The sequence below is a fragment of the Serratia sp. CC22-02 genome (assembly GCF_900182895.1).
GTDB lineage: Bacteria > Pseudomonadota > Gammaproteobacteria > Enterobacterales > Enterobacteriaceae > Serratia > Serratia nevei.
Genome location: NZ_FXUD01000002.1, coordinates 958,950 through 981,277 on the forward strand (window position 1 = coordinate 958,950; position 22,328 = coordinate 981,277).

The following is a 22,328-nucleotide window of genomic DNA, read 5'->3' on the forward strand; positions in this document are numbered from 1 at the left end:
GGAGGAATATGGTGTGTTCCCACAACAATCATCAGCAGCATAGTCATTCCGTACCTTCGGCGGAGCACCAGGATAACCTGATGCTGTGCCCGCAGTGCGACATGCTGGTGGCGCTACCGCCGCTGGCCTATGGCAGCAAAGCGGTATGCCCGCGCTGCAAAACCACGCTCAGCGTCCGCTGGGACGAACCGCGCAAGCGGCCGATCGGTTACGCGCTCAGTGCCTTGTTCATGCTGGTGCTGGCCAACATTTTCCCGTTTATCAACATGCGCGTCGCCGGCCTCGGCAACGAAATCCGGCTGATTCAAATCCCGGAGGTCATGGTGGCGGAAGATTACGCCAGTATGGCCACCTTGTTTATGGTGTTCGTGCAGCTGATCCCGGCGTTTTGCATGGTGGCGATCGTTCTGCTGTGCGCCAAAGTGCGCTTGCCGCTGGGGCTCAAAGAGTGGATGGCCCGAGTGCTGTTCCAGTTCAAAACCTGGTGCATGGTGGAAATTTTCCTCGCCGGGGTGCTGGTCAGCTTCGTCAAGCTGATGGCCTACGGCGATATCGGCATCGGCAGCAGCTTCGTGCCTTATTGCCTGTTCTGCCTGCTGCAGGTGCGCGCCTTCCAGTGCGTGGATCGGCGCTGGCTGTGGCAGGACATCGAACCGGCGCCGCGTCTCGAGCGTCCGCTGACGGTGGGGCGCACCGGCATGCGCCAGGGCGTGCGCTCCTGCGCCTGCTGCACGGCGATCCTGCCGGCCAATCAGGTACGCTGCCCGCGCTGCCACACCAACGGCTACGTGCGCCGCCGCCACAGCCTGCAGTGGACGCTGGCGCTGCTGGTGACCTCCATCATGCTGTATATCCCGGCCAACCTGATGCCGATCATGGTGACCGAGGCGCTGGGCAACAAGATGAACTCCACCATCATGGCGGGGGTTATCCTGCTGTGGGGGGACGGCTCTTATCCGGTGGCGATGGTGATTTTCATCGCCAGTATCATGGTGCCGTCGCTGAAAATGCTGGCGATCGGCTGGCTGTGCTGGGATGCCAACGGCAGGAAGAAGCCGCGTGCCGACAGCGAGCGGATGCACCTGATTTATGAAGTGGTCGAGTTCGTTGGCCGCTGGTCAATGATCGACGTATTTGTGATCGCCGTATTGTCGGCGCTGGTGCGAATGGGGCAGTTGATGAGCATTTATCCTGCGACGGGCGCCGTGCTGTTCGCGCTGGTGGTGATCCTCACCATGTTCGCCGCCATGACATTTGATCCCCGGCTGACCTGGGATCGCGCAAGTGAAACAATCAACAAGGAGCCGCAAGGTGACGGAAAATAATCATAGCGTCGCAGACGTTGAGAAGATCAAACGCTGGTCGCCGGTGTGGATCATTCCCATCGTGACCGCGCTGATCGGCGCCTGGATCCTGTTTTACCACTTCAGCCATCAGGGGCCGGTGGTGACGCTGGTCACCACGACGGCGGAAGGGCTGGAAGCGGGTAAAACCAAAATCAAAAGCCGCAGCGTGGACGTCGGCGTGGTGGAAACCGTCACGCTGAGCGATGATCTGAGCAAGGTGATGGTACAGGCGCGTCTCAATTCCGGCATGGAGAAATTGCTGCGTCAGGACTCCGCCTTCTGGGTGGTGAAGCCGCAGATCGGCCGTGAAGGCGTCTCCGGGCTGGGCACGCTGCTGTCCGGCGCCTATATCGAACTGCAGCCGGGCAGCAAGGGCAAAGACGGCAAAGACAACTATCAGCTGCTCGACGCGCCGCCGCTGGCCTCCCCGGACGCCAAGGGGCTGCGCATCGTGCTGGACAGCGAGAAATCGGGCCAGCTCAACGCCGGCGATCCGGTGCTGTTCCGCGGCTATCGCGTCGGGTCGGTGGAAACCAGCTACTTCGATCCTAAAGAACGCGCCATGCGCTATCAGCTGTTCATCACCGCGCCTTACGACCAGCTGGTCACCACCAACGTACGCTTCTGGAAAGACAGCGGCGTGGCGTTCGACATGTCGGCGCAGGGCATGCGGGTGGAGATGGGATCGCTGACTACCCTGTTCAGCGGCGGCGTCAGCTTCGACGTGCCGGACGGCTGGGATCGCGGTGAACTGGCGAAAGAGAAGGCGGAGTACCAGCTGTTCGACAACCAGCGCAGCACGCAGGATTCGCTGTATACCGTGCATAAGGATTACCTGCTGTTCTTCTCTGATTCGGTACGCGGCCTGCAGCCGGGCGCCCCGGTCGAGTTCCGCGGCATCCGCCTGGGCACGGTGGCGCAGGTGCCGTTCTATAAAGAGGGCATGGCGCAGCGTCTGGATAACGACTACCGCATTCCGGTGCTGATCCGTATCGAGCCGGATCGCTTCCAGAAACAGCTGGGCGGTAATTTCGATATCGAAGGGCACTTGAAAGACGCCGAGTCCCGCGGCATGCGCGCCTCGATGAAGTCCGCCAACCTGCTGACCGGTTCGCTGTATATCGATCTCGACTTCTATCCGCAGGAGAAACCGTGGAAAGGGCCGCGCGAGCTGTTCGGTTATCCGCTGATGCCGACCACCAGCGGCGGGCTGGCGCAGATCCAGCAGAAACTGATGCAGACGCTGGACAAGATCAACGCGATGCCGATCAATCCGATGATCAATGAAGCGACCAAGACGCTGGCGGAAAGTCAGAAAACCATGAAGTCGACTCAGCAGACCATGAAGTCGTTGAACGACATCATCGCCAGCAAAGAGATGCAGGCGCTGCCGCAGGACATGCAGAAAACGCTGCTGGAGCTGAACCGCAGCATGAAAGGGTTCCAGCCTGGTTCACCGGCTTACAACAAGATGGTGGGCGATATGCAGCGCCTCGACCAGGTGTTGCGTGAGCTACAACCGGTGCTGCGCACCCTGAATGAGAAGAGCAACGCGCTGGTGTTTGAAGCCGCCGGCAGCACTGACCCTCAGCCGAAGAAGGCCACGAAATGATGAAATGGATCCCGGTAGCCCTGGCGCTGTTGCTCAGCGCCTGCAGCAGTTCGCCACAGAAGACCTACTATCAGTTGCCGGCGCTGGGGGCGCCGGCCGCTGCCAGCAGCAGCGGCGCTTCCACGCGCCAGCTGTGGCTGGAGCACGTGAGCGTGGCGGATTATCTGGCGCAGAGCGGCGTGGTGTATCAAACCAACGACGTACAGTATGTGATAGCCCAGAACAACCTGTGGGCCAGCCCGCTCGACCAGCAGCTGCAGCAAACGCTGGTCACCAACCTGAGCAGCGCGCTGCCAGGCTGGGTGGTTTCTTCGCAACCGATGAGCAGCGATCAGGATGTGCTGAACGTGACCATCAGCGGTTTCCATGGCCGCTTTGACGGCAAGGCGATCGTTCGCGGCGAGTGGGTGCTGAACCGCCAGGGGCGCTTGATCAAACGGCCTTTCAGCCTGGAGTTGAAACAGGGTGAGGACGGCTATGATGCCCTGGTGCGCACGCTGGCGCAGGGCTGGCAGCAGGAAGCCCAGGCTATCGCAGCACAGATGGGCGGCATTTAGTCATAATTTGGTCTAAAATTGTCTAATCCCTGTCAGCGTGAAAAGTCTTTTTTCTCCCTGGCAGGGATTTCTTTTTCATTTCAAAAAGTTAAACCCTTTCCCGGCAGATCAGCCACTTAGCACTTTCCTCGGGCGTAGCTCACAAATATGACATTGGCGTGAATTTTGCGCATTGATCTTCTCTTCTTTTAGCGCTATTGATAACTCGTGGCTGCGCAAAAAGCAGCCATTGTTTTCTTTCCACCAGACCAAAATGAGGGAAACGAGGCATGAAGAGACAGAAACGCGATCGTCTGGAAAGGGCGCATTCGAGAGGGTATCAGGCAGGTATTTTAGGGCGTTCCAGGGAACATTGTCCCTACCAATCATCAGTGGACGCCCGGTCTCAATGGCTGGGAGGTTGGCGAGAAGCCATGGAAGACAGGGCTGTGACCGCTTAAGCGGCTCCCTGTCAAATAAAAGGAATAACCTCCGCCTTTGGCGGAGGTTTTTGTTTGTGGCCTCTGAGGTGGCATCACCCAGGGCGCTCTCAGCGGGGTTATTGCTTCTCGCTGGCCTGACGAGGAGCGAGAAAGCGTGATTCGTATAGACGAGGCACGCTTTAGGCGCTCTGGCGGTGGGTAAACAGGAGATCCTTAAAGGGAGGGCGGAGGCGGTGCAAGGCATTGAGGGATAAAAGAAATGCCGCCACGAGAGACGTGACGGCATGCGCGATCGTTGGAAAAGAAGGCGGCGGCCGTCTTCTCGTCAGCGTGATTAGAACGCTGCGGTATCCTTGAACAGGCCCACTTTCAGATCGGTGGCGGTATAGATCACTTCGCCGTCAACCAGCACTTCGCCATCGGCGACGCCCATGATCAGCTTGCGGGTGATAACGCGCTTGAAGTTAATGCGGTAAGTCACCTTCTTGGCGGTTGGCAGCACCTGGCCGGTGAACTTGACTTCACCGACGCCCAGCGCGCGGCCTTTGCCTTCGCCGCCCAGCCAACCGAGGTAGAAACCGACCAACTGCCACATGGCATCCAGGCCCAGGCAACCAGGCATGACCGGATCGCCGATAAAGTGGCAACCGAAGAACCATAGGTCCGGATTAATATCCAGCTCCGCTTCCACATAACCTTTGTTGTGAGTCCCGCCGTCTTCGCTCATTTTGACCACGCGGTCCATCATCAACATGTTACCTGCCGGCAACGGTGGGCCACCGGCGCCGAACAGCTCGCCACGGCCGGATGCTTCGAGGTCTTCTTTCGTATAGGAATCGCGTTTATCTACCATGTTCTCAGTAAGCCTTATTTTAATGAAGGACGCAGGTTAGCTAACACGTGTACGCTGAACAAGTCCGATCAGCCGTGGTTGAACCAGTTGAGCCAGCGCAGCGGCCATGGACGACGGCGTTCCTGCAGGCTCACCTGCGCAATCCGTTCCTGAATGGCCGCCAACAAATTCGGCTGTTGTTCATCAGAGTAGAGGCAACCTGTAAGCAAAGGCAAGGCTTCCGCCGCGCTCTCTACCGCCCACAGATGGAATTGCCCCTCGCGTACCGCGTCGACGACATCTTGACGCAGGCACAGGTGGCGCACGTTGGTCACGGGCAATACGACGCCCTGTTTGCCCGTCAGGCCGCGGCGTAAACAAACTTCGAAGAAACCTTCGACCTTTTCATTAACGCCGCCTATCGGCTGTACGTTGCCGAATTGGTCGACGGAGCCGGTGACGGCGATCTGCTGTGTGATTGGCTGCTGCGACAGAGCGCTGACCAAGGCGCACAGCTCGGCGAGCGAGGCGCTGTCGCCGTCCACTTCACCGTAAGATTGTTCAAAGACGATGGAAGCGGAGAAGGGCAACTGCTGATCCAAATCCAGTTCGGCGATAAGGAACGCCTGCATGATCATCATGCCTTTAGCATGCAGGTTGCCGCCCAGCTCGGCTTTGCGCTCGACGTCGGTAAACTCGCCGTCGCCAAGATGCACGACGCAACTGATGCGCGAGGGCTCGCCGAAGCTGCGCGGATGGCCGGGATAATCCAGGACTGACAGGCCGTTGATCTGCCCGATCACTTCACCCTCGGTCTCAATCAGGATCTGACCCAGCTCAATCTCATCCTGCATACGCTCGGCCAGATAGCTTTCGCGCCATTCGCGGGCATTCAACGCTGCCTCAAACGCTTTGGCGGTAATGCGCTCCTCTTCGGCATACAGTGCAGCCTCGGACAGCTGCTGGCTAAGCCAAACCGGCGAGAGTGGCAGGATGCCCTGATCGCCGGTGTAACGCACAGCCTGGACGATCAGCGGCGGCCAGGCGTCGGCCGCTAACATCGGCAACTGCCGATCGGCAATCACGCCGTTGACGTAGCCGCACCACTGCGCCATATCATCGACTTCGGTCAGCTGCAGATCGTCTTCGTATTCGCCGTAGACCGCTTGTTCGCTCAGTTCCGGCTCGATATCGTGGAAATCGGCCAGGCCGTGACGGTCGCCGACCACAATCAGCCGCAGGTCCAGCGGCATCGGTGGAATGGCTACCGGCAGCGGGCGGGTTTCGTCTGGCGAAACCCAATGGAACTGGCGCTGGCCGATCATCTGCTTCAGCCGCAGCCATAGCAATGGCTGAGCCAGCAGCGCCCGAGCCGACAGGATCAGGACGCCGCCGTTGGCCTGGTGCACCAGACCCGGTTGCAGGGTAATGTCGCCATTGTGGATCCGTACGCAACCAAACAGCTGCTCCGGTTCAATCCACTCCTGGAACAGACAAGCACCGCCGGCGGCGAAAGGCTCATCGCCACGGCTGGCCGGCTCTATGCTGACCTTGCCATCCTGAATGGCATAGTGGCTGCCGCGGCATGCCGTATTCTTAGCCAGCAGTGGTGTGACGGCGTGAGCGATCAGTTCCAGGTACTCTCGCGTTTCTTGCGCTTTCAACAGCATGAAACGCGGTGGCGATTGAGGGTGGCAAAATAGCGTCAGGGCATTTTCCAGCCGAGGCTGAATGGCGGAAAAGGGCACGGGTGCCAACTGAGCGGCGGTATCAAATATCGCCTGATAAGGCGTTACGTCCGGCAATAAAGATTGCCATTCAAGTCGGTTATTGGTCAAAGTGTTAGATGCAATCGTTAAAAAGGGAAAGGGCGATTATACAAGAATAACGGCGGCTTGATACATGTGGAGTGCCAGTTGGCGTCAGGGAGTTTGACATCGCGCGATGACTGTGCAAAAAACAGTCTAAAAGACGGCTTAATTGCCGGGGAAATTCGGCGCAAAGCTGTTATGCTTATTTGAAGTTACGCGGTCACTGAAGAGCTCAAGATGAAATATCAGCAACTGGAAAATCTGGAGAGCGGTTGGAAATGGAAGTACCTGGTGAAGAAGCACCGGGAAGGGGAACTTATTACCCGCTACATTGAAAACAGCGCTGCTCAGGAGGCGGTTAACGAGCTGCTGAAGCTGGAAAATGAGCCGGTCAAGGTACTTGCATGGATTGCCGCTCATATGAATCCGGAGCTGGATAACCGGATGAAACAAACGATCCGCGCCCGCCGCAAACGTCATTTTAACGCAGAACATCAGCATACGCGTAAAAAATCTATCGATCTGGAGTTTTTGGTTTGGCAACGCTTGGCTGCCCTGGCGCGCCGTCGTGGCGTCACGCTATCGGAAACGGTTGTGCAGCTTATCGAAGATGCTGAGCGCAAAGAGAAGTATGCGAATCAGATGTCGTCGTTGAAAGAAGATTTGAAGGCGATTCTCGGTAAAGAACCTAAGTAAACGGGGCAGAGCGCCTTAGTTACACTGGGTCTTGAATGTTCTGATAACAGCAGGACGAAAAAAAACCCCGCAATGCGGGGTTTTTTATTAGGCGAGTAAACTTAGCCCTGAGGCTGAGTTACAACGTCTTTGATACCTTTAACTTCGATCTCTACGCGACGATCTGGTGCCAGGCAGTCGATCTGAGCTTTGGTAGCGCGGCCAGCTTTGTAGCCACAGGTGTTGCCAGTAACTGGATCAGCTTTGCCCATGCCACGTGCAGAGATTTTGTCTGACGGGATGCCTTTGGAGACCAGGTAGTCAACAACGCTTTGTGCGCGTTTTTCAGACAGTTTCTGGTTGTACTGAGCAGAACCAACGGCGTCGGTGTAACCCAGAACAACTACGGAACCGTCTTTAGGATCCATGGAGCTCAGCTGGGAGTACAGCTGATCCAGAGCCTGCTGACCTTGTGGCTTCAGAGTTGCTTTGTTGAAGTTGAACAGCACGTCAGACTTCAGAGTGAAACGCTTGGTTTCAACAACTGGAGCCGGAGCTGGAGCTGGAGCAACTGGAGCAACTACGTCATCCTGACCGAAGCGATAAGAAACGCCCAGGCTCAGCATGGTGTTGTCTGGACGTGCGCCAACGGTACCTGCGTCACCGATGTTGCTTACGAACTGGTAGTCCAGGCGGGTAGCCCAGTTTTTGGTCAGTGCGTATTCAACACCAACAGCAGCCAGCGGAGAAACGCCGGTGTCGTGGTCGCTCAGGCGAGTGCCGTTGCCGTAGTTAGCTTTGGAGTCTGCACGCCATACCATACCACCCAGACGAGTGTAGATGTCCAGATCGTCAGCAATTGGGTAGCTCAGTTTAGCGGCCAGTTGAACGCCCTGCGCTTTGAAAGCACCGTTGTTCACGCTGCCTTTGTAAGGCATACGGCCAAGCCAGTCATAGCCCAGTTCGAAGCCCAGGTATTGGTTTGCCTGGTAGCCCAGGAACGCGCCGGCACCCAGCTGATCTTTGTGGGTTGGGCCGTTGCCGATACCGTTCTGGTAACCGTTACCGTAGAAACCAGTGTCGTGGTACTGGGACCAGCCCAGTTTAGCACCGGTGTACCAGGTGTTATCTTTTGGAGCGGCTTGCGCTACGGTAGCGAAACCTGCCAGTGCCACTGCTAATGCGATAGCTGTCTTTTTCATTTTGCGCCTCGTTATCATCCAAATAGGCAATGAGCTTTAAAGCTGTTTTAAGCCCTTGGTTAAATTCCTTCGCCAAGGTTTAAGCCCTCGTTTGTTACTCGCCAGTTTTTCTGACGTTATAGAGCAACCTTGGCGATGTAAAGTCTACAACGTGGCGCGAAAGTTACAAGTGTGATGTGATAAGGCTCTAAAAAAAAACGCGGAATCGTACATATTTGCTAACATTCTTAGCCTAAAAAAACGGCGATTCATCGGGCGTTTTTGCTTGTCAAACCGCAGCCGGACTAGCTTTGTGCCTTATCCCGCAAAGGTTCCCTCTACGGGGTGCGAAAATGATGGGAAAAATCCTAAATTTACTTAATGATACAAAGAAGAGTGAATTTTTAGGGTGGAACAGTGTCCGTGAGTCGGGTCAATGTCACGTTGAGGACGCATGATAAACCCGTAGGCATTACCCAATTCTGCCGCACGTCTCAATTTTAGACGATCCTCCTCCGTTAGCTCGGGCAACCAGCCGAGAACCACGCTGTAGTTCCCCGTTTGCAGCGCTTTTTCCATTGCCTCAACCGTATTCACCGGGCTGATTTGGCTCAACTGCACCATTTTATCCACCGGCAGGCCGGATTGCTGCAGCCATTGCTTGCTTAACTTTTGCTGCGGCGTCAGCCACAGAAGCCAGCGAGACTGCTTGCCCAGTTGCTGGAGCAGGGGCAACAGCAGTTGAGCCACTGCGGGCTGGCGCTCGTTGTAAACAAGTTCACTGATCAAGCCATTCTCTTTGCCGACATTTGTGTTCTTCGCAACGCTGTTCGCGGTAAAAGAGCCATGGCTAAAATGAGGTTGGTAGAGTGATTGAGTACGCATAAAGTTCCCGCCCGTCGTGTTACTGTATGTTTATACAGTATCCCTGATTTCGGATAAGATCAACCCAAATTTTCGTAGCGGCTCGCATAATTGCGATCATTTTTTGTACCGGTGTTTTTTGTGATTGGCATGCAGACGGATAGTGCGTATTTTTCTAATTAGTTGTTCACGTTACTTTTTTCATTGATGAGAGAAATAATACGACCGGAACCTAAAAAGGAGGAACGCTATGAAAAGGATGTCGACGAGAAGAATCACGCAGGCTAAAAGTTGCTTCGCGGCGCTGGGCACCATCACCACGCGGTCACAGTTTGGCGGCTATGGGCTGTTGGCTGAGGGGGTGATGTTTGCAGTGATAGCGGAAGGCGAGCTGTATTTGCGGGCTACGGCGAGCATGGAACCGGCCTTTCGCGCTCGGGGCATGGTCAATATGGTCTATTCCAAGCGCGGAGTGCCCATCACTTTGCGCTATTACTGGGTTGACGAGTCCCTGTGGCGGGAACGTAACGAATTGGTGGGGCTGGCTTGGCAAGCTGTCAGGGAGGCCCGTCGGGAACAGCGGCTCAAGGCCGGCGACCACGGCAGATTGAAGGCGCTGCCGAATATAGATGTCAATATGGAGCGGCTGTTGTGGCGAGCGGGTATCCGCAACGCCTATGACCTGCGGTTGCAGGGCGCGAAACGCAGCTATCTTAGCCTGCTGCAACAACAGACCAATCTGGGATTGCGAGTCCTGTTGTCGCTGGGCGGTGCGATAGCCGGTTATCATCAGGCGGCATTACCGGCTGAATTGCATAACGAATTGGTGCGCTGGTTCGATCATATGATGGCGATGCGCCGCCATGGACATGAGCCGGTGATTCAGGGCCCGTCGAGCGGGCCCTGAATGATTAGGCTGTCTTATTGATTTGGGTGTGCAGCGCGGTGAGTTCCGGCAGAAGTTCGAGCACCAGCCCCACCTGCTGCAAAACCAGCTGTTCTTTGCTTTCAGGTTCCGGAACGACTTGGCGAATACGCTCCGCCAGCTGTTCCAGCGCCTGAGCAATGCGCTGGCTGTTCTGTTCTTCCTGATGCAGGGCGCCGTCCACGTAACACACGGCATCATTGAGCAGGTCGAGCGTGGCAGGGGTATTCAGCCGCTCGCGGTGCGCACCCAACGCCGAGATATAACTCAGGAGTGTGTGGTTCAGGCAGAGCAGGCGGAAGGCGGCTTCCTGCAGCGCCTTGTCGGCCTTGGGATCGGCGGACATGTTGGAGATGACCGAAGCCAGCTCGGCATCGCTGTTGTGGGCATCTCGCCGCGCAATGCGGTAGGCGAGGCCGTTATCCTTACCCTGGTGGTATTGCACCAGAATGGCGTCCAGATAACGGCAGTTGGCATTCAGCGTTTTATCCACCACCGCCGGCAGTTGGCGGAACTTCCAGTCCGGCCAGATAAAGCTGACTGCCGCCCAGGCGATGGCGCAGCCTAGCAAGGTATCGTAAACGCGCGGAGCTGCCACTTCGAATCCTTCACCCAACAGGTTAAAGCACAACAGCACCAGCAGCGTGATGAACATCGTCGCGTGCGCATATTGTACGGTGCGGAAAGCGAAGAACAGAACGCCGGTGATGACGATCAACACCAGCTGTCCTTCCAGTGAAGGCACGAAATAGAGGATTGGCAGGCCGATAAGAATACCGGCCAGGGTGCCGATGATGCGCAATGCCAGGCGTCGGCGGGTGGCATTGTAGTTCGGTTGGCAGACGAACAGGCTGGTCAACAGGATCCAGTAACCGTGCTGCATGCCGGTGAATTGAATGAAGGCGTAACCCACGCACAGCACCACCGACATGCGGATCGCGTGGCGGAACAGGGCCGACTGGGGCGTCAAATGGCGGCTGATGCGCAGCCGGATATCGCTCCAGCCAGTTAAGCGGTCATCGGCCAGGCTGTTCTCTTCCGCTTGCCCGCTGGCCAGCGTCTGCTCTGATTCGATATTGGCCAGCTGCGCATCGATCGCATGCAGGTTTTTCAACAGATGCGCCAGCGCCTTGGTCTGCTCGGTATTGCCCTGGGTTTCGGCGATGCGCGCCAATGCCTCCTGAATGCGGCTGAAAGCCGGTTCAAAGCGCGGGTTGTGCTGGTACTTTTGCCGCAGCAGGATCGATTGCGCCAATTGGCGGCAGGCGCGCGCCTGCATGCTCAGCAAACGCTGGAAGCGGAACAAAATGTCGCTGTGGCGGAATTGCCGGCTGAGTGCGTGGTACTGAACGTGGGAAGAGCTGGCGCGTTCGTGGATATCCTGCGCGACAAAATAGTAGTGCAAGGTGCGGCGGGTGCCACGCTGGCCGCGATCGCCTTTCAGGCGCGTCAGCAGCGAGGCTTTGGTTTGGTTAAGCAACGCGACCAGGGCGCTGTTGGCCATCGCGACATCCATCCAGGGCAGATCGGCGTCGCGCTCGGCATCGGGATCGAACAGATTGGCTTTGGCATCCAGATAGTTGGCCAACTGATCGTAGCAGCGCGCCAGGTTCTCTTGCAGCGGCCGGATAGGGAACAGCAGGTGGCCCGCCAGCGTCAGCAGGTTGTACCACAGTGCGCCGATCACCAACAGCAGCGGCTGCTGATACCAGGCATCGTACATGGCGGTGCCGAGCATGGTATAAACCGCGATCAGCAGCGCGCCGAAGGCGATGGTGGCGTAACGTTGCCCCAAGGCACCGAGCAGGATAAAACCGCAGGTCGACGTGGTTAAGCCAAGGGCGAACAACCAGGGGTAGGGGAACAGCAGCTCGATTGAAGCAGAGGCGACAAAGAAGCACACCAGCGTGATCAGCAGGTTGCGTAACCTGCCGGCCAGGCGGTCATCCAAATCAGTCAGGGCCGCCGCCACGACGCCCAGCGTTAGCGGGATGGTCAGCTTGGGAATGCCCAACCACCAGGGAACGGCGGTGGTGCCGATCAGCGCAATAAGGATGCGCAGGTGATACAGCAGGTTGCTGTTGTAGGTATAACGACGAACTGCGGGTGCAAAAGAGAGCACGAAAAACTCCTCAAACGGAGAAAAAATTAACGCTGATGATAGTGGCGGCGAGCATTCTCAATACGCGCTTGCTGGGCCATTTCTACCGAGACGACGCGGCGCCCCACCGGCCACAGCGCGATGGCGGCAATTTTGAAATTGGCGATGCCGACCGGAATGCCGATGATCGAAACGCACTGCACGATGCCGGCGGCGATGTGTGACAGGCATAGCCACCAGCCGAACAGCACCAACCAGATAATGTTGAGCAGCGAACCGCCGGCGGAGAGCAGCGCATTGCTTTTTTCCGGGTAGAGTTCATCGACGTGAATTGCCTCATTGCCGAAAGGCACCAGCGACAGCTTGGTGATTTCCCAGCAGGAGCGGGTGAGCGGCAGCGTGATGACCAGCAGCACGCTGAACACCGTGGCGATGAGCCAACCCAGCGTGGTGAAGAAACCGCCCAACACAAAATTAAGAATATTCAGTACAGTACGCATAGACGTCATTCTGCTCTAATGATGGCCAAACCGCGATGCGGGCGTATTCACGATAAAAACGCAAAATCTATTCTACCCTTTTTTTAGCGCTAGAGTGCCACTGCTTATCACAGGTAAACTGGCAGATATCCGTTATTTAATCTCAACATAGTCATGGCGCGACGATATGGAACTTAAAGCGACATCGCTGGGGAAACACCTGGCTCAGCACCCTTATAACCGCGTGCGGTTGCTGCACGCCGGCGTTGAGGTGAGCGGGGAAAAACATGAATACCTGATCCCCTTCAATCAATTGATTCAGGTCAGGTGCAAGCGCGGCATCGTCTGGGGCGAGCTGGAATTTGAATTGCCGGACGAAAAAGTGGTGCGGCTGCACGGCACCGAATGGCAGGAAACGCAGCGTTTTCATCATTATCTGCAGCAGGCCTGGCAGCAGTGGAGCGCAGAAATGAGCGAGGTCAGCGCCGGCGTGTTGCAACAGCAGGTGGCGCAGATCCAGCGCATCGAGCAGCAAGACAAATGGTTTAAAAAGTCTGAGCTGGGCAAGCTGCAGCAGCAAATCCACGAGGCTTTCTCCGCGTTGCCGATGCCGGTGGCGCGTCTGGATGAGTTTGATAACTGCCGGGCTGATTATCATCTGTGTCTGCAATGGCTGCAGCAGGGGCTGCGCAGCGTCGAACAACGCAACCGGCAGTGGACCGAGCGCATGCTGGAGCAACATCACGACTTCTTCCAGACCGTCGAGAGTTCACCGCTCAATGACTCTCAGAGCCGTGCGGTGGTCAACGGCGAGGATTCCGTTCTGGTATTGGCGGGGGCCGGCAGCGGCAAAACGTCGGTGCTGGTGGCGCGCGCCGGCTGGCTGCTGCGCCGTCAGGAGGCGGAGCCGGGCCAAATTTTGCTGTTGGCGTTCGGCCGTCAGGCAGCGAGTGAGATGAATGATCGCATCAAAGCGCGTTTGGGCGATGTCGGCATTCAGGCCAAGACATTCCATGCATTGGCGCTGCAGATCATTCAACAGGGCAGCCGCAAAGCCCCGGCCATCAGCCGATTGGAAACCGATGCCAAAGCGCGCAAAGCGTTGCTGATTACCCATTGGCGCCAGCAGTGTGCAGAGAAAAAAGCCCAGGCCAAGGGGTGGCGTCAATGGTTGAGCGACGAGCTGGAATGGGAAGTGCCGGAAGGCGACTTTTGGCAGGATCAACGCCTGGCGGATCGGCTGGCGGGCCGCTTGGAACGCTGGCTGGGGCTGATGCGCATGCACGGCGGCAGCCAGGTGGAAATGATTGAGCAGGCGGATGAAGAAATCCGCGATCTGTTTTCAAAACGCATCCGGCTGATGGCACCGCTGCTGAAAGCCTGGAAAAGCGCCTTGAAAGAGGAAGGGGCGGTGGACTTCTCCGGTCTGATCCATCAGGCGGTCAATATTCTCGACAAGGGGCGCTTTGTCAGCCCGTGGAAACATATTCTGGTCGATGAGTTTCAGGATATCTCGCCGCAGCGTGCGCTGTTGCTGGCGGCGCTGCGCCGGCAAAACAAACAGACCTGCCTGTTTGCGGTGGGGGATGACTGGCAGGCGATTTATCGCTTCAGCGGCGCAGAGTTGACGTTAACCACGGCGTTCGCCACTCACTTTGGTGAAGGGGCGCAGTGCGCGCTGGACACCACTTATCGCTTCAATGAGCGTATCGGTGAGGTAGCCAACCGGTTCGTGCAGCAGAACCCGCACCAGTTGAAAAAACCGCTCAACAGCCTGAGCAAGGGCAATAAAAAGTCGGTGGCGATCCTGCCGCACGAGCAGCTGGAGCCCTTGCTGGATAAGCTGAGCGGCTATGCCAAGCCGGACGAGCGTATTCTGGTACTGGCGCGCTACCATCATCTGAAACCGGAAGCGCTGGCGAAAGCGGCCACCCGCTGGCCCAAGCTGGATCTGGAGTTTATGACCATCCACGCCAGCAAGGGGCAGCAGGCGGAATACGTCATCATCGCCGGTTTGCATGACGGGCGTGACGGTTTCCCGGCCGTGGCGCGCGAGTCGGTGTTGGAAGAGGTGCTGCTGCCACAGCCGGAGGATTTTCCTGATGCCGAAGAGCGCCGCCTGCTGTATGTCGCATTGACTCGCGCCAAACATCAGGTATGGCTGTTGCAGGATCGTGAACGCCCTTCGGTGTTCGTCGAACAGCTGCAAGATCTTGGCGTACCGGTGCAGAAAAAACCGTAGGCATCAGGCCTGGCGGTAGCCAGGCCGCGAGGACTATTTCAGGCGCTCTTGCAGATAGCGCTGATAGTCGGGGATGGCGATCTCCACCTCGCTTTTGAACAGCGGCGAGTCGATCAGAAAGTCCGCGGTCGAGCGGTTGGTGGCCACCGGGATATTCCATACGGTCGCCAGCCGCAGAAGCGCCTTCACGTCCGGATCGTGCGGTACCGCGTTCAGCGGATCCCAGAAGAAGATCAGCATGTCTATCTTGCCTTCCGCAATCAATGCGCCAACCTGCTGATCGCCGCCCATGGGGCCACTCAGCATGCTGGTGACCGGAATGCCGCTGGCGCGCTGGATCAGGTTACCGGTGGTGCCGGTGGCGTACAGCTGGTGCTGCGCCAAAATGGTCTTGTGGCTCTCTACCCACTCCAACAGGGCCTGTTTGCGGTGATCGTGCGCCACCAGCGCAATGTGTTTGCGCGCGGCGATAGTGCGGGTGGTCAATTCCATCTCGGTGTCCTTCGCTAATCGGGGATGTGCGACAGATTACTGAAACTGTTTTTCACTGCCTAGCGTTTGCGCTTGAAAATGCGAAGAAAAGGCGCCTTTGCGGGGAAAGACGCCGGGAAGTATCAGCGAACCGGTTGTTTATTGGCCCACCGCAGAAAACGCTTCTGTGTTTCCTTGTCGGCTTGCTGGAACCAATATTGCAGCATCTGTTCCGACACGTTTTCCCCTTTCAGCGTGACCGTTGGAGCGTTCAGCGGCGTGCCGGCCAGCGAGGGCGTTGAGGGATTATCGGCGTTCGCCTGAACGAAGGCCGCGACGGAGGCGGAGCGATTCTGGCGGTTGTAATCTGTCATCACCTTTTCCAAATCGGCATTGAAGGTGACGCTGTCGGGATGCAGCACGTCATGCCGGAACGGCAGGGCGTTGCCGTCTTTATCGACCACCAGATAATTCAACGTCTTGTCAAAGCGTTGCGCATCGCGATCGTTCTCGATGCGCGGCAGTTCGATCGCCACCTGGCTGATCTTTTGCGTATTGAAGGAGGCAACCAGCGGCAGGGAAGCATAGGCCTGCGTATGCTGGCCGGCGCGGACGTTTTTGGTCACTTTAAACAGCAGCTGGTGCTGTCCGCCATCCAGTTCAAGACTGTCGGCGCCTTTTAACAACGAACCTGTCATTTTCTTGCCGTCGACCACCAGCAGGTCGATGTCCGGGGAGAGTTTCAGGGTCGTAGCCGCGGCAGGCATGCTGATGCTGAGCAACGCCGCAACCACCAGACCAAATTTCATCATTATCTCCTTATAAAGTGACGTAGCTCTAAGTGTTGAACACGGCACAGGTTGTGTCAAAATTTTTCAATCGGGCGTTATGTTCACATTTTTACATATTTTATCGCGATTAGACACGACCATGGGCAGCTGAACCGCGACAGCCTCTGACCATAAGATTGTGCTGAAGTTTCCCTCGCGTTGCGTTTAGCCGAGCGGGTGCCGATCGGTTACACTCGAAGCGGAGAGTGGTGGAGTGATAAACGGGAGTTGAAAGATGCAAGATCAAGAGATTATCGAGCTGTTGCAGCAGGTGAAAACTATCGCGCTGGTCGGTGCCAGCGATAACCCGTCGCGGCCCAGCTATGGGGTGATGGCATATCTGTTGGCGCAAGGCTACCAGGTGATCCCGGTCAGCCCAAAACTGGCGGGGCAGACGCTGCTGGGACAGCCGGTTTACGCTACGCTGGCCGCTATACCGCAGCCGGTGGATATGGTTGACGTGTTTCGCAATTCGGAGGCGGCTTACGGCGTGGCGCAAGAGGCGATAGCGATCGGCGCCAAGGCGCTGTGGCTGCAGATTGGCGTGATTAACGATCAGGCGGCGGAGCTGGCGCAACAGGCCGGGCTGCGCGTGGTGATGGATCGCTGTCCGAAAATCGACATTCCGCGTTTGGGGCTGGAGCGTTGAATAAAAAGGGCCTGGCGCGATGCCAGGCCCTCTCGGGTTTCTCAGGTCTTGGCGCGGTCAATTGCGCAAGCGTGGCGCCTGTAGCTGGTGGCGGATGGATTCCGCCAGTTCATCCAGCGATGGTTGCTCGGGGTGTGCCTCCTGGGCTTCGCTATCCAGCTGTGCTTCCGCCAGATAGGTGTGTACCGGTTGGCCTTCCTCGTCTTCCATCACCACGTGGTACCAAGGGGCGGAACGCAGTTCATCGTTCGCCGCTATCTCGTCAGCTTTGGGTTGTTCCAAAGAGTATTCCGGGTCGATATCGATCACGACACCCAAATACCCCAGCAGTTTATGCCTAACCTGTTGTCCGATACCGAATTTGCTGGCAATCATGATGACCTCCTGAGAAACAATGCCTTGCTCATATATGGGGGCAAGGCAGCGCATTTCAAGTTACATCACCCGACAAGCGAATCCTTTCAGGTACAGCCCCTCAGGATACGTGGCGATCACCGGGTGATCGGCAGCCTGCCGGAACTGCTCTATAAATTGTACATCACGTCCGGCATCTACAGCGGCGTCGGCCAAAATTTTCTGGAACAGGTCGGTCGGCATCAGCCCGGAGCAGGAGAAGCTGAGCAGAATGCCGCCCGGATTCAGCAGCTGCAGCGCCAGCATGTTGATGTCTTTGTAGCCGCGGCAGGCGCTAGCCAGCTGGTTTTTGTTCTCGACGAACTTCGGCGGATCCATGATGATCAGATCGAATTTCTCGCCTTGGGTGCGGTAGTTGCGCAGCAGCTGGAACACGTCATCGCGGACGAACTCCGCTTTGCTCAGATCCAGCTTGTTGAGCTCGACGTTCTGCCGGGCGATATCCAGCGCCGCCTGCGAGGTATCCACGCTGATTACCTGCGCGCAGCCGCCCATCAGAGCGGAAACGGCGAAGGCGCCGGTGTAGGAGAAGCAGTTCAGCACCCGACGGCCGGCGGAGTAATTGCGCGCCGCCAGGCGGCTGTCGCGCTGGTCGAGGTAGAAACCGGTCTTGTGCCCCTGCTGAATGTCCACCAGCAGCTTCATGCCGTGTTCGGTGATCGGCAGCAGTTCCGGCGGCAGATCGCCCAGCACCGGGCCCTGTGCCAGCGGCAGGCCTTCTTTTTTGCGCACCGCAACGTCGGAGCGATCGTAGATCGAACATTCCGGGTAGCAATGTTGCAGGGCGGAAAGCAGGGCCGGGCGCTGGTATTCGGCACCGGCGGACAGCAGCTGCAGCACCAGGAAATTCTGGAAACGATCGATAGTGATGCCCGGCAGGCCGTCGGACTCGCCGGCGATCAGGCGGTATCCGTCCAGACCGGCGCGCTGCGCGACCCAATCGCGCCAGCTTTGCGCTTGCTGCAGGCGGCGGATGAAGAAATCGATGTTAATCTCTTCATCTGGCTGGAAGGTCCAGACGCGTGCACGGATCTGCGACTCGGGCGAATAGGCGCCGCGCGCCAGCCATTTTCCCTGGCTGTCGAGAATATCGATGGTTTCACCGGAGTGGGCTTTGCCCTCAACGCGTTGAACGGCGCCGGAGAACACCCAAGGGTGGCGACGGAGTAAGGACTTTTCACGTCCTTTGGCGAGAAACAGGCGTACGGTCATAATTAATAATGCTGCCAGCTAGGAGAAAAAGAGTGACACGGCGGTGCAAAAGCACGGCAATGCCATAACGAAAACTGAATAAGGGGGCGATTATGACACAAGTTTGCATAGCTGCGTATGTGTATGGCGTGGTGCAGGGGGTCGGGTTCCGCTATTCCACACAGCGGCAGGCCGAGGCGCTGGGGGTGACCGGCTATGCGCGCAACCTTGATGATGGCAGCGTTCAGGTGGTGGCCTGCGGCACGCAGGCGCAGGTGGACAAGCTGGTGGCGTGGTTGAAACAGGGCGGCCCGCGCAGCGCGCGCGTCGAACGCGTGCTGGTGGAGCCACAGGGCGTGGTCGATTACGCCGGGTTTGGCATTCGCTATTGAATGCCCATCTGCAGCGGCGCTGCGGGCGGAGCGGTCAGATGCATTTTACCGGTTTCGGCAATCCGGCGATCTTGGTGGCTTGTTTAGCCGGCCCCTTCGGGAACAGGCGATACAGATAGCGGCTGTTGCCTTTTTCTTCGCCGTATTTTTGCGCCATGGCCTTGACCAGCATGCGAATCGCCGGTGAGGTGTTAAATTCCTGATAGAAGTCACGCACGAAGCGCACCACTTCCCAGTGTGCTTCGGTGAGCACGATCTCTTCCTGTGCCGCCAGCAGTGGCGCCAGCCCTTCATGCCAGTCGGCGCTGTTTTTCAGATAGCCCTGCGCGTCAGTGTCGATAACCCGACCTTCAAACTCCAACATACTGCCTCGATAACGGATAATTCGGAACGGCCGTCAGTTTAGCAAATTTTTTCGGCCGCAAAAAACAAAGCCCCGCCGGAGCGGGGCCAGGAAGGCATGCGTAACGTGCGATCAGTTGCTGCGGGCGAAGCCCAGAATGCTCAACAGGCTGATGAACATGTTGTAGAGCGACACGTACAGGCTAACGGTGGCGCGAATGTAGTTGGTCTCGCCGCCGTGAATGATGTTGCTGGTTTCCCACAGGATCGCGCCGGCGGAGAACAGGATGAACAGCGCGCTGATAGCCAGGTGCAGGGCAGGGATCTGCAGGAACAGGTTGGCGATCACCGCCACCAGCAGCACCACAAAACCGGCCATCATCATGCCGGACAGGAACGACATGTCTTTACGGGTGGTCAGCACGTACGCCGAGCAGCAGAAGAAGACGGCTGCGGTACCGCCCAGCGCCAGCATGATCAGGTCGCCCGCGCCGGCGTTCAGGAACGAGCTGAGGATTGGGCCAAGGGCGTATCCCATGAAACCGGTCAGCGCGAACGCCGCCAGAATGCCCGCCGGGCTGTTGGCCAGTTTATGGGTCAGGAACATCAGGCCATAGAAACCGACCAGCATCAGCAGCAGACCCGGAGCCGGCAGACCCAGCATCGTGCTGGCGGTTGCGGTCAGGGCTGAGAAGGCCAGGGTCAGGGATAACAGGAAATAGGTGTTGCGCAGGACTTTATGCGTGCTGAGCAGCGAGTCGCGCGAAGAAGATGAGACGACAATGCGGTCCATAATGCTCTCTCTTATCAAGCCATCACAAAATAATCCCGATAATAGGCAGCGCAAGCGCTTGATTAAAGTTTGTTTACCAATCTTTACCCTTAGTTATCATTACGGCAACAGCGGGGGGGAGGTGCGCGTTTGTTCGCCGTTTGCTGCGCCTTCGCCGATTTTTCGCGCGGTTGAACGCGCTTGGGCTTTACAAGCGAATGAGGTCTGTTTATAGTGCGCGTCGTTGCGGAGGGGTGGCCGAGTGGCTGAAGGCAACGGTCTTGAAAACCGTCGACGGGAAACCGTTCCAGAGTTCGAATCTCTGCTCCTCCGCCATACATTCTGACCCCGTGCTCTCTGAGCACGGGGTTTTTTGCTTTTGCGTGCTCAGAAACTGGGGCGCTTTTGCAGGAAACGCGATCGGCTATTGATAAGGGCCACGCATCGGTGAGATTATGCGGTCATCAAGGTTGGCTGCCCGGATGCCTGCTGCTGCCAGGCGCCGCCGGGGTGATAATCAACGCCACCTTATCAATTTCGCTTAATGCTCTTATGGAGACAGAGATGAACTGGTATCAAGTCGCCCTATGGACCATGATATTTTTGAAGTCCGGCGCTTTCCTGGTGTTCGTGTGGTGGTGGATGTTCAAACGCGCGACCAAACCCTATGTGCGCCCGCAAGACGTCGTGGTGGACGATAAGCCGTATGATGAGAACCTCACCATGGAAGAGGTGATGAAAAACCATGGCATCGTTCGGGCTGAAAAACAGCTCTGAGCGTCGAATGTCTGTCTTTCTATAAACCCGAGCCAGTGCGTTCGGGTTTTTTATTCCTGCCCTTTCTCTTTCTGAGTTTTTCTCTACCCAGCATTGATCAGCCCCTATAGCGTTTTATTGGCGTGATTTATCTCTCGGTATATTAAAAAATATACTTCAAAGATGGCTTTGTATTTATAACAAAAGATATATTTCAGTCTGACGCGTTTAGCCTCATCGGCTGATAGAGGGAAATAATGGGGATTATTCTTGATATGTATAGATATCCAAACGTAGATGGTATCGCGTTTTTGTCCTACTCCTATATCGGTAGGTCAGATAATTTTTAAGGTAGAAATAAGCTAACCCTGCGTGGGCGCTAAGAGGGTTAATTAAGAAATTTAAGATTTTCTCCTGTGTATTTTTCTTTTTATTTTCAATGGTTTTTTGTTTTTATCTCACATCATACTTCATGAAAAAATGGGTGTACTCATTTAACCTGAGTAGTATGCATGCATACCATGCCCACTCTTTTATGATGCGTAGCTTCCCATCTATTGCCTGATTCATTTTTTTATTGTTGTGAAAATTATTTGATTCGATGTTGCAATCTTTTTGCCTTTGGAATTAATATGTTCTGCGTCTGGCGATGAATGAGATTTTCCCATTGCTGGATATATTTTTAAATACACTTGGATATATATAAGCATATACCTTCAAATATAAACTTTGAGATGGCAGGATGCTGTCAATGCTCTGCTATTGTCTAAGCTTCGTTAGCCTCTGAACGGTTTAATGGTATAGGTCGTTTTATATATGCTCTTTCAGCGAAGAAAGTAATGGAGTTTATTATGATTAAGCAAGGTATCTCTTTGGCGGTATTGGCTGCCGCGTTAACTTCTGTGAGCGCAACGGCGGCAGATAATTCTGCCGGTGGCGTTATTTCGTTTAGCGGTGCCGTGACGGATACCACTTGTACCATCAACGGTGGAAAAAGCGCTGACTTTACCGTTGCGCTCAGCCCTATTTCCGTCACTGATGCGGGCACCGTCGTCGGGCCAATACCCAAAAACAAGAAAACTTTCTCATTGACGTTCTCCGGCTGTAAGCCGGCGGCATCGGAAGCGGATTCGAAGCTGAAGATCTACTTCTCTTCGGCGAATAATATCTCTACCGACGGAAAATATCTGTTAAACAGCTCTGTTAATGAAAGCGACGCCGCCGTAGCGAAAAACGTCGGTTTCTCTCTTGCCGAGCCGGGTTCATCCACGCCGATTCCGTTGAACGTACCTTATGTCACCAAGATCAAAGGCGATAAAACGGCGCCAGATGCCGAAACGCTGACGCTGGACGTCTATTACTACAAGACCAATGTGACTGCGGCGAAAGTAGGGGAATTGAGCTCCAACGTGACTTACACCATTTCTTACCTGTAATCGCAATTAAGCCAGGCCTGTGCCAGAG

At 56.3% G+C, this 22,328-nt stretch carries 23 protein-coding genes and 1 tRNA gene; 12 read left to right on the plus strand and 12 right to left on the minus strand.

The genetic code is table 11. From position 1 onward, the window contains the following. Positions 1–8 precede the first annotated feature (8 nt). The 4 genes from pqiA (at position 9) to rmf (ending at position 3,955) form a co-directional block, all read left to right on the plus strand. Positions 9–1,325, plus strand: a complete 1,317-nt coding sequence (pqiA, locus tag QOL81_RS11385) for a membrane integrity-associated transporter subunit PqiA (protein WP_197757932.1) — start codon at positions 9–11, stop codon at positions 1,323–1,325. Continuing rightward, positions 1,312–2,958, plus strand: coding sequence for an intermembrane transport protein PqiB (pqiB, locus tag QOL81_RS11390; protein ID WP_060440264.1), 1,647 nt, complete (start codon positions 1,312–1,314; stop codon positions 2,956–2,958). The genes pqiA and pqiB overlap by 14 nt, the downstream gene beginning before the upstream one ends. Next, positions 2,955–3,515: a membrane integrity-associated transporter subunit PqiC gene (gene pqiC / locus QOL81_RS11395; RefSeq protein ID WP_049272921.1), complete on the plus strand. Its 561-nt coding sequence runs from the start codon at positions 2,955–2,957 to the stop codon at positions 3,513–3,515. Before pqiB ends, pqiC begins: the two co-directional genes overlap by 4 nt. 269 nt (positions 3,516–3,784) lie before the next feature. Beyond that, positions 3,785–3,955, plus strand: coding sequence for a ribosome modulation factor (gene rmf / locus QOL81_RS11400; protein ID WP_004928150.1), 171 nt, complete (start codon positions 3,785–3,787; stop codon positions 3,953–3,955). A 316-nt stretch (positions 3,956–4,271) separates the two neighbouring features. Here the strand turns inward: rmf and fabA are convergent, their stop codons facing one another. Next, on the minus strand, positions 4,272–4,790 hold the full coding sequence (fabA, locus tag QOL81_RS11405; protein WP_049200448.1) for a bifunctional 3-hydroxydecanoyl-ACP dehydratase/trans-2-decenoyl-ACP isomerase: 519 nt from the start codon (positions 4,788–4,790) through the stop codon (positions 4,272–4,274). Between the two features lie 68 nt (positions 4,791–4,858). Further along, entirely contained in the window at positions 4,859–6,607 is a 1,749-nt protein-coding gene (locus QOL81_RS11410; protein WP_070913943.1) for an AAA family ATPase, read from the minus strand. Positions 6,608–6,817: 210 nt separating this feature from the next. Between QOL81_RS11410 and matP the strand changes: the two genes are divergently transcribed. Next, positions 6,818–7,276 carry a macrodomain Ter protein MatP gene (gene matP / locus QOL81_RS11415; RefSeq protein ID WP_019454505.1) on the plus strand — a complete coding sequence of 153 codons (459 nt, stop codon included), beginning with the start codon at positions 6,818–6,820 and terminating at the stop codon, positions 7,274–7,276. 101 nt (positions 7,277–7,377) lie between these two features. Here matP and ompA read toward each other — a convergent pair whose 3' ends face one another. Next, positions 7,378–8,457 (minus strand): porin OmpA, encoded by a 1,080-nt coding sequence (ompA, locus tag QOL81_RS11420; protein ID WP_060419786.1) that lies wholly within the window; start codon positions 8,455–8,457, stop codon positions 7,378–7,380. Positions 8,458–8,814: 357 nt separating this feature from the next. Further along, positions 8,815–9,321 (minus strand): SOS-induced cell division inhibitor SulA, encoded by a 507-nt coding sequence (gene sulA, locus QOL81_RS11425; protein ID WP_047727899.1) that lies wholly within the window; start codon positions 9,319–9,321, stop codon positions 8,815–8,817. 229 nt (positions 9,322–9,550) lie between these two features. On the opposite strand from sulA, the gene QOL81_RS11430 reads away from it, so the two are divergent. Further along, a complete protein-coding gene (locus tag QOL81_RS11430) occupies positions 9,551–10,207 on the plus strand; it encodes a TfoX/Sxy family DNA transformation protein (RefSeq protein WP_060419667.1) in 657 nt (218 codons plus the stop codon). Positions 10,208–10,211: 4 nt separating this feature from the next. On the opposite strand, the gene yccS is transcribed toward QOL81_RS11430, so the two are convergent. Both yccS and QOL81_RS11440 read right to left on the minus strand, forming a co-directional pair. After that, positions 10,212–12,347 carry a YccS family putative transporter gene (gene yccS, locus QOL81_RS11435; RefSeq protein WP_060419663.1) on the minus strand — a complete coding sequence of 712 codons (2,136 nt, stop codon included), beginning with the start codon at positions 12,345–12,347 and terminating at the stop codon, positions 10,212–10,214. Positions 12,348–12,373: 26 nt separating this feature from the next. Beyond that, positions 12,374–12,826, minus strand: coding sequence for a YccF domain-containing protein (locus QOL81_RS11440; RefSeq protein ID WP_004928120.1), 453 nt, complete (start codon positions 12,824–12,826; stop codon positions 12,374–12,376). Positions 12,827–12,992: 166 nt separating this feature from the next. On the opposite strand from QOL81_RS11440, the gene helD reads away from it, so the two are divergent. Continuing rightward, positions 12,993–15,047, plus strand: coding sequence for a DNA helicase IV (gene helD, locus QOL81_RS11445; protein WP_283439826.1), 2,055 nt, complete (start codon positions 12,993–12,995; stop codon positions 15,045–15,047). 33 nt (positions 15,048–15,080) lie between these two features. Here the strand turns inward: helD and QOL81_RS11450 are convergent, their stop codons facing one another. After that, the gene (locus tag QOL81_RS11450; protein WP_038875247.1) at positions 15,081–15,539 is read right to left on the minus strand and encodes a methylglyoxal synthase; all 459 of its coding nucleotides are present in this window, start codon (positions 15,537–15,539) and stop codon (positions 15,081–15,083) included. Between the two features lie 122 nt (positions 15,540–15,661). Then, entirely contained in the window at positions 15,662–16,327 is a 666-nt protein-coding gene (locus tag QOL81_RS11455) for a DUF2057 family protein (RefSeq protein ID WP_060419659.1), read from the minus strand. 256 nt (positions 16,328–16,583) lie between these two features. On the opposite strand from QOL81_RS11455, the gene QOL81_RS11460 reads away from it, so the two are divergent. Then, complete coding sequence (locus QOL81_RS11460) at positions 16,584–16,997, plus strand: CoA-binding protein (protein WP_060419657.1); 414 nt, start codon at positions 16,584–16,586, stop codon at positions 16,995–16,997. A gap of 57 nt (positions 16,998–17,054) precedes the next feature. On the opposite strand, the gene hspQ is transcribed toward QOL81_RS11460, so the two are convergent. Beyond that, positions 17,055–17,372 (minus strand): heat shock protein HspQ, encoded by a 318-nt coding sequence (gene hspQ / locus QOL81_RS11465; RefSeq protein WP_033637900.1) that lies wholly within the window; start codon positions 17,370–17,372, stop codon positions 17,055–17,057. Positions 17,373–17,432: 60 nt separating this feature from the next. After that, positions 17,433–18,623, minus strand: coding sequence for a 23S rRNA (cytosine(1962)-C(5))-methyltransferase RlmI (rlmI, locus tag QOL81_RS11470; protein ID WP_197757931.1), 1,191 nt, complete (start codon positions 18,621–18,623; stop codon positions 17,433–17,435). A 92-nt stretch (positions 18,624–18,715) separates the two neighbouring features. Here rlmI and yccX point away from each other — a divergent pair, with 92 nt between their 5' ends. Beyond that, on the plus strand, positions 18,716–18,994 hold the full coding sequence (yccX, locus tag QOL81_RS11475) for an acylphosphatase (protein ID WP_060419652.1): 279 nt from the start codon (positions 18,716–18,718) through the stop codon (positions 18,992–18,994). Between the two features lie 34 nt (positions 18,995–19,028). On the opposite strand, the gene tusE is transcribed toward yccX, so the two are convergent. Beyond that, positions 19,029–19,358 (minus strand): sulfurtransferase TusE, encoded by a 330-nt coding sequence (gene tusE, locus QOL81_RS11480; protein ID WP_033642601.1) that lies wholly within the window; start codon positions 19,356–19,358, stop codon positions 19,029–19,031. A gap of 111 nt (positions 19,359–19,469) precedes the next feature. Further along, the gene (gene yccA, locus QOL81_RS11485; RefSeq protein ID WP_004928091.1) at positions 19,470–20,129 is read right to left on the minus strand and encodes an FtsH protease modulator YccA; all 660 of its coding nucleotides are present in this window, start codon (positions 20,127–20,129) and stop codon (positions 19,470–19,472) included. A gap of 227 nt (positions 20,130–20,356) precedes the next feature. Between yccA and QOL81_RS11490 the strand changes: the two genes are divergently transcribed. The 3 genes from QOL81_RS11490 to QOL81_RS11500 all read left to right on the plus strand — a co-directional run bounded on the left by QOL81_RS11490 (position 20,357) and on the right by QOL81_RS11500 (position 22,300). After that, positions 20,357–20,444, plus strand: a tRNA-Ser gene (locus tag QOL81_RS11490). 228 nt (positions 20,445–20,672) lie between these two features. After that, positions 20,673–20,885 (plus strand): hypothetical protein, encoded by a 213-nt coding sequence (locus tag QOL81_RS11495; RefSeq protein ID WP_060419649.1) that lies wholly within the window; start codon positions 20,673–20,675, stop codon positions 20,883–20,885. Positions 20,886–21,703: 818 nt separating this feature from the next. Further along, the gene (locus QOL81_RS11500) at positions 21,704–22,300 is read left to right on the plus strand and encodes a fimbrial protein (protein WP_369803984.1); all 597 of its coding nucleotides are present in this window, start codon (positions 21,704–21,706) and stop codon (positions 22,298–22,300) included. The last annotated feature ends 28 nt before the right edge of the window (positions 22,301–22,328 follow it).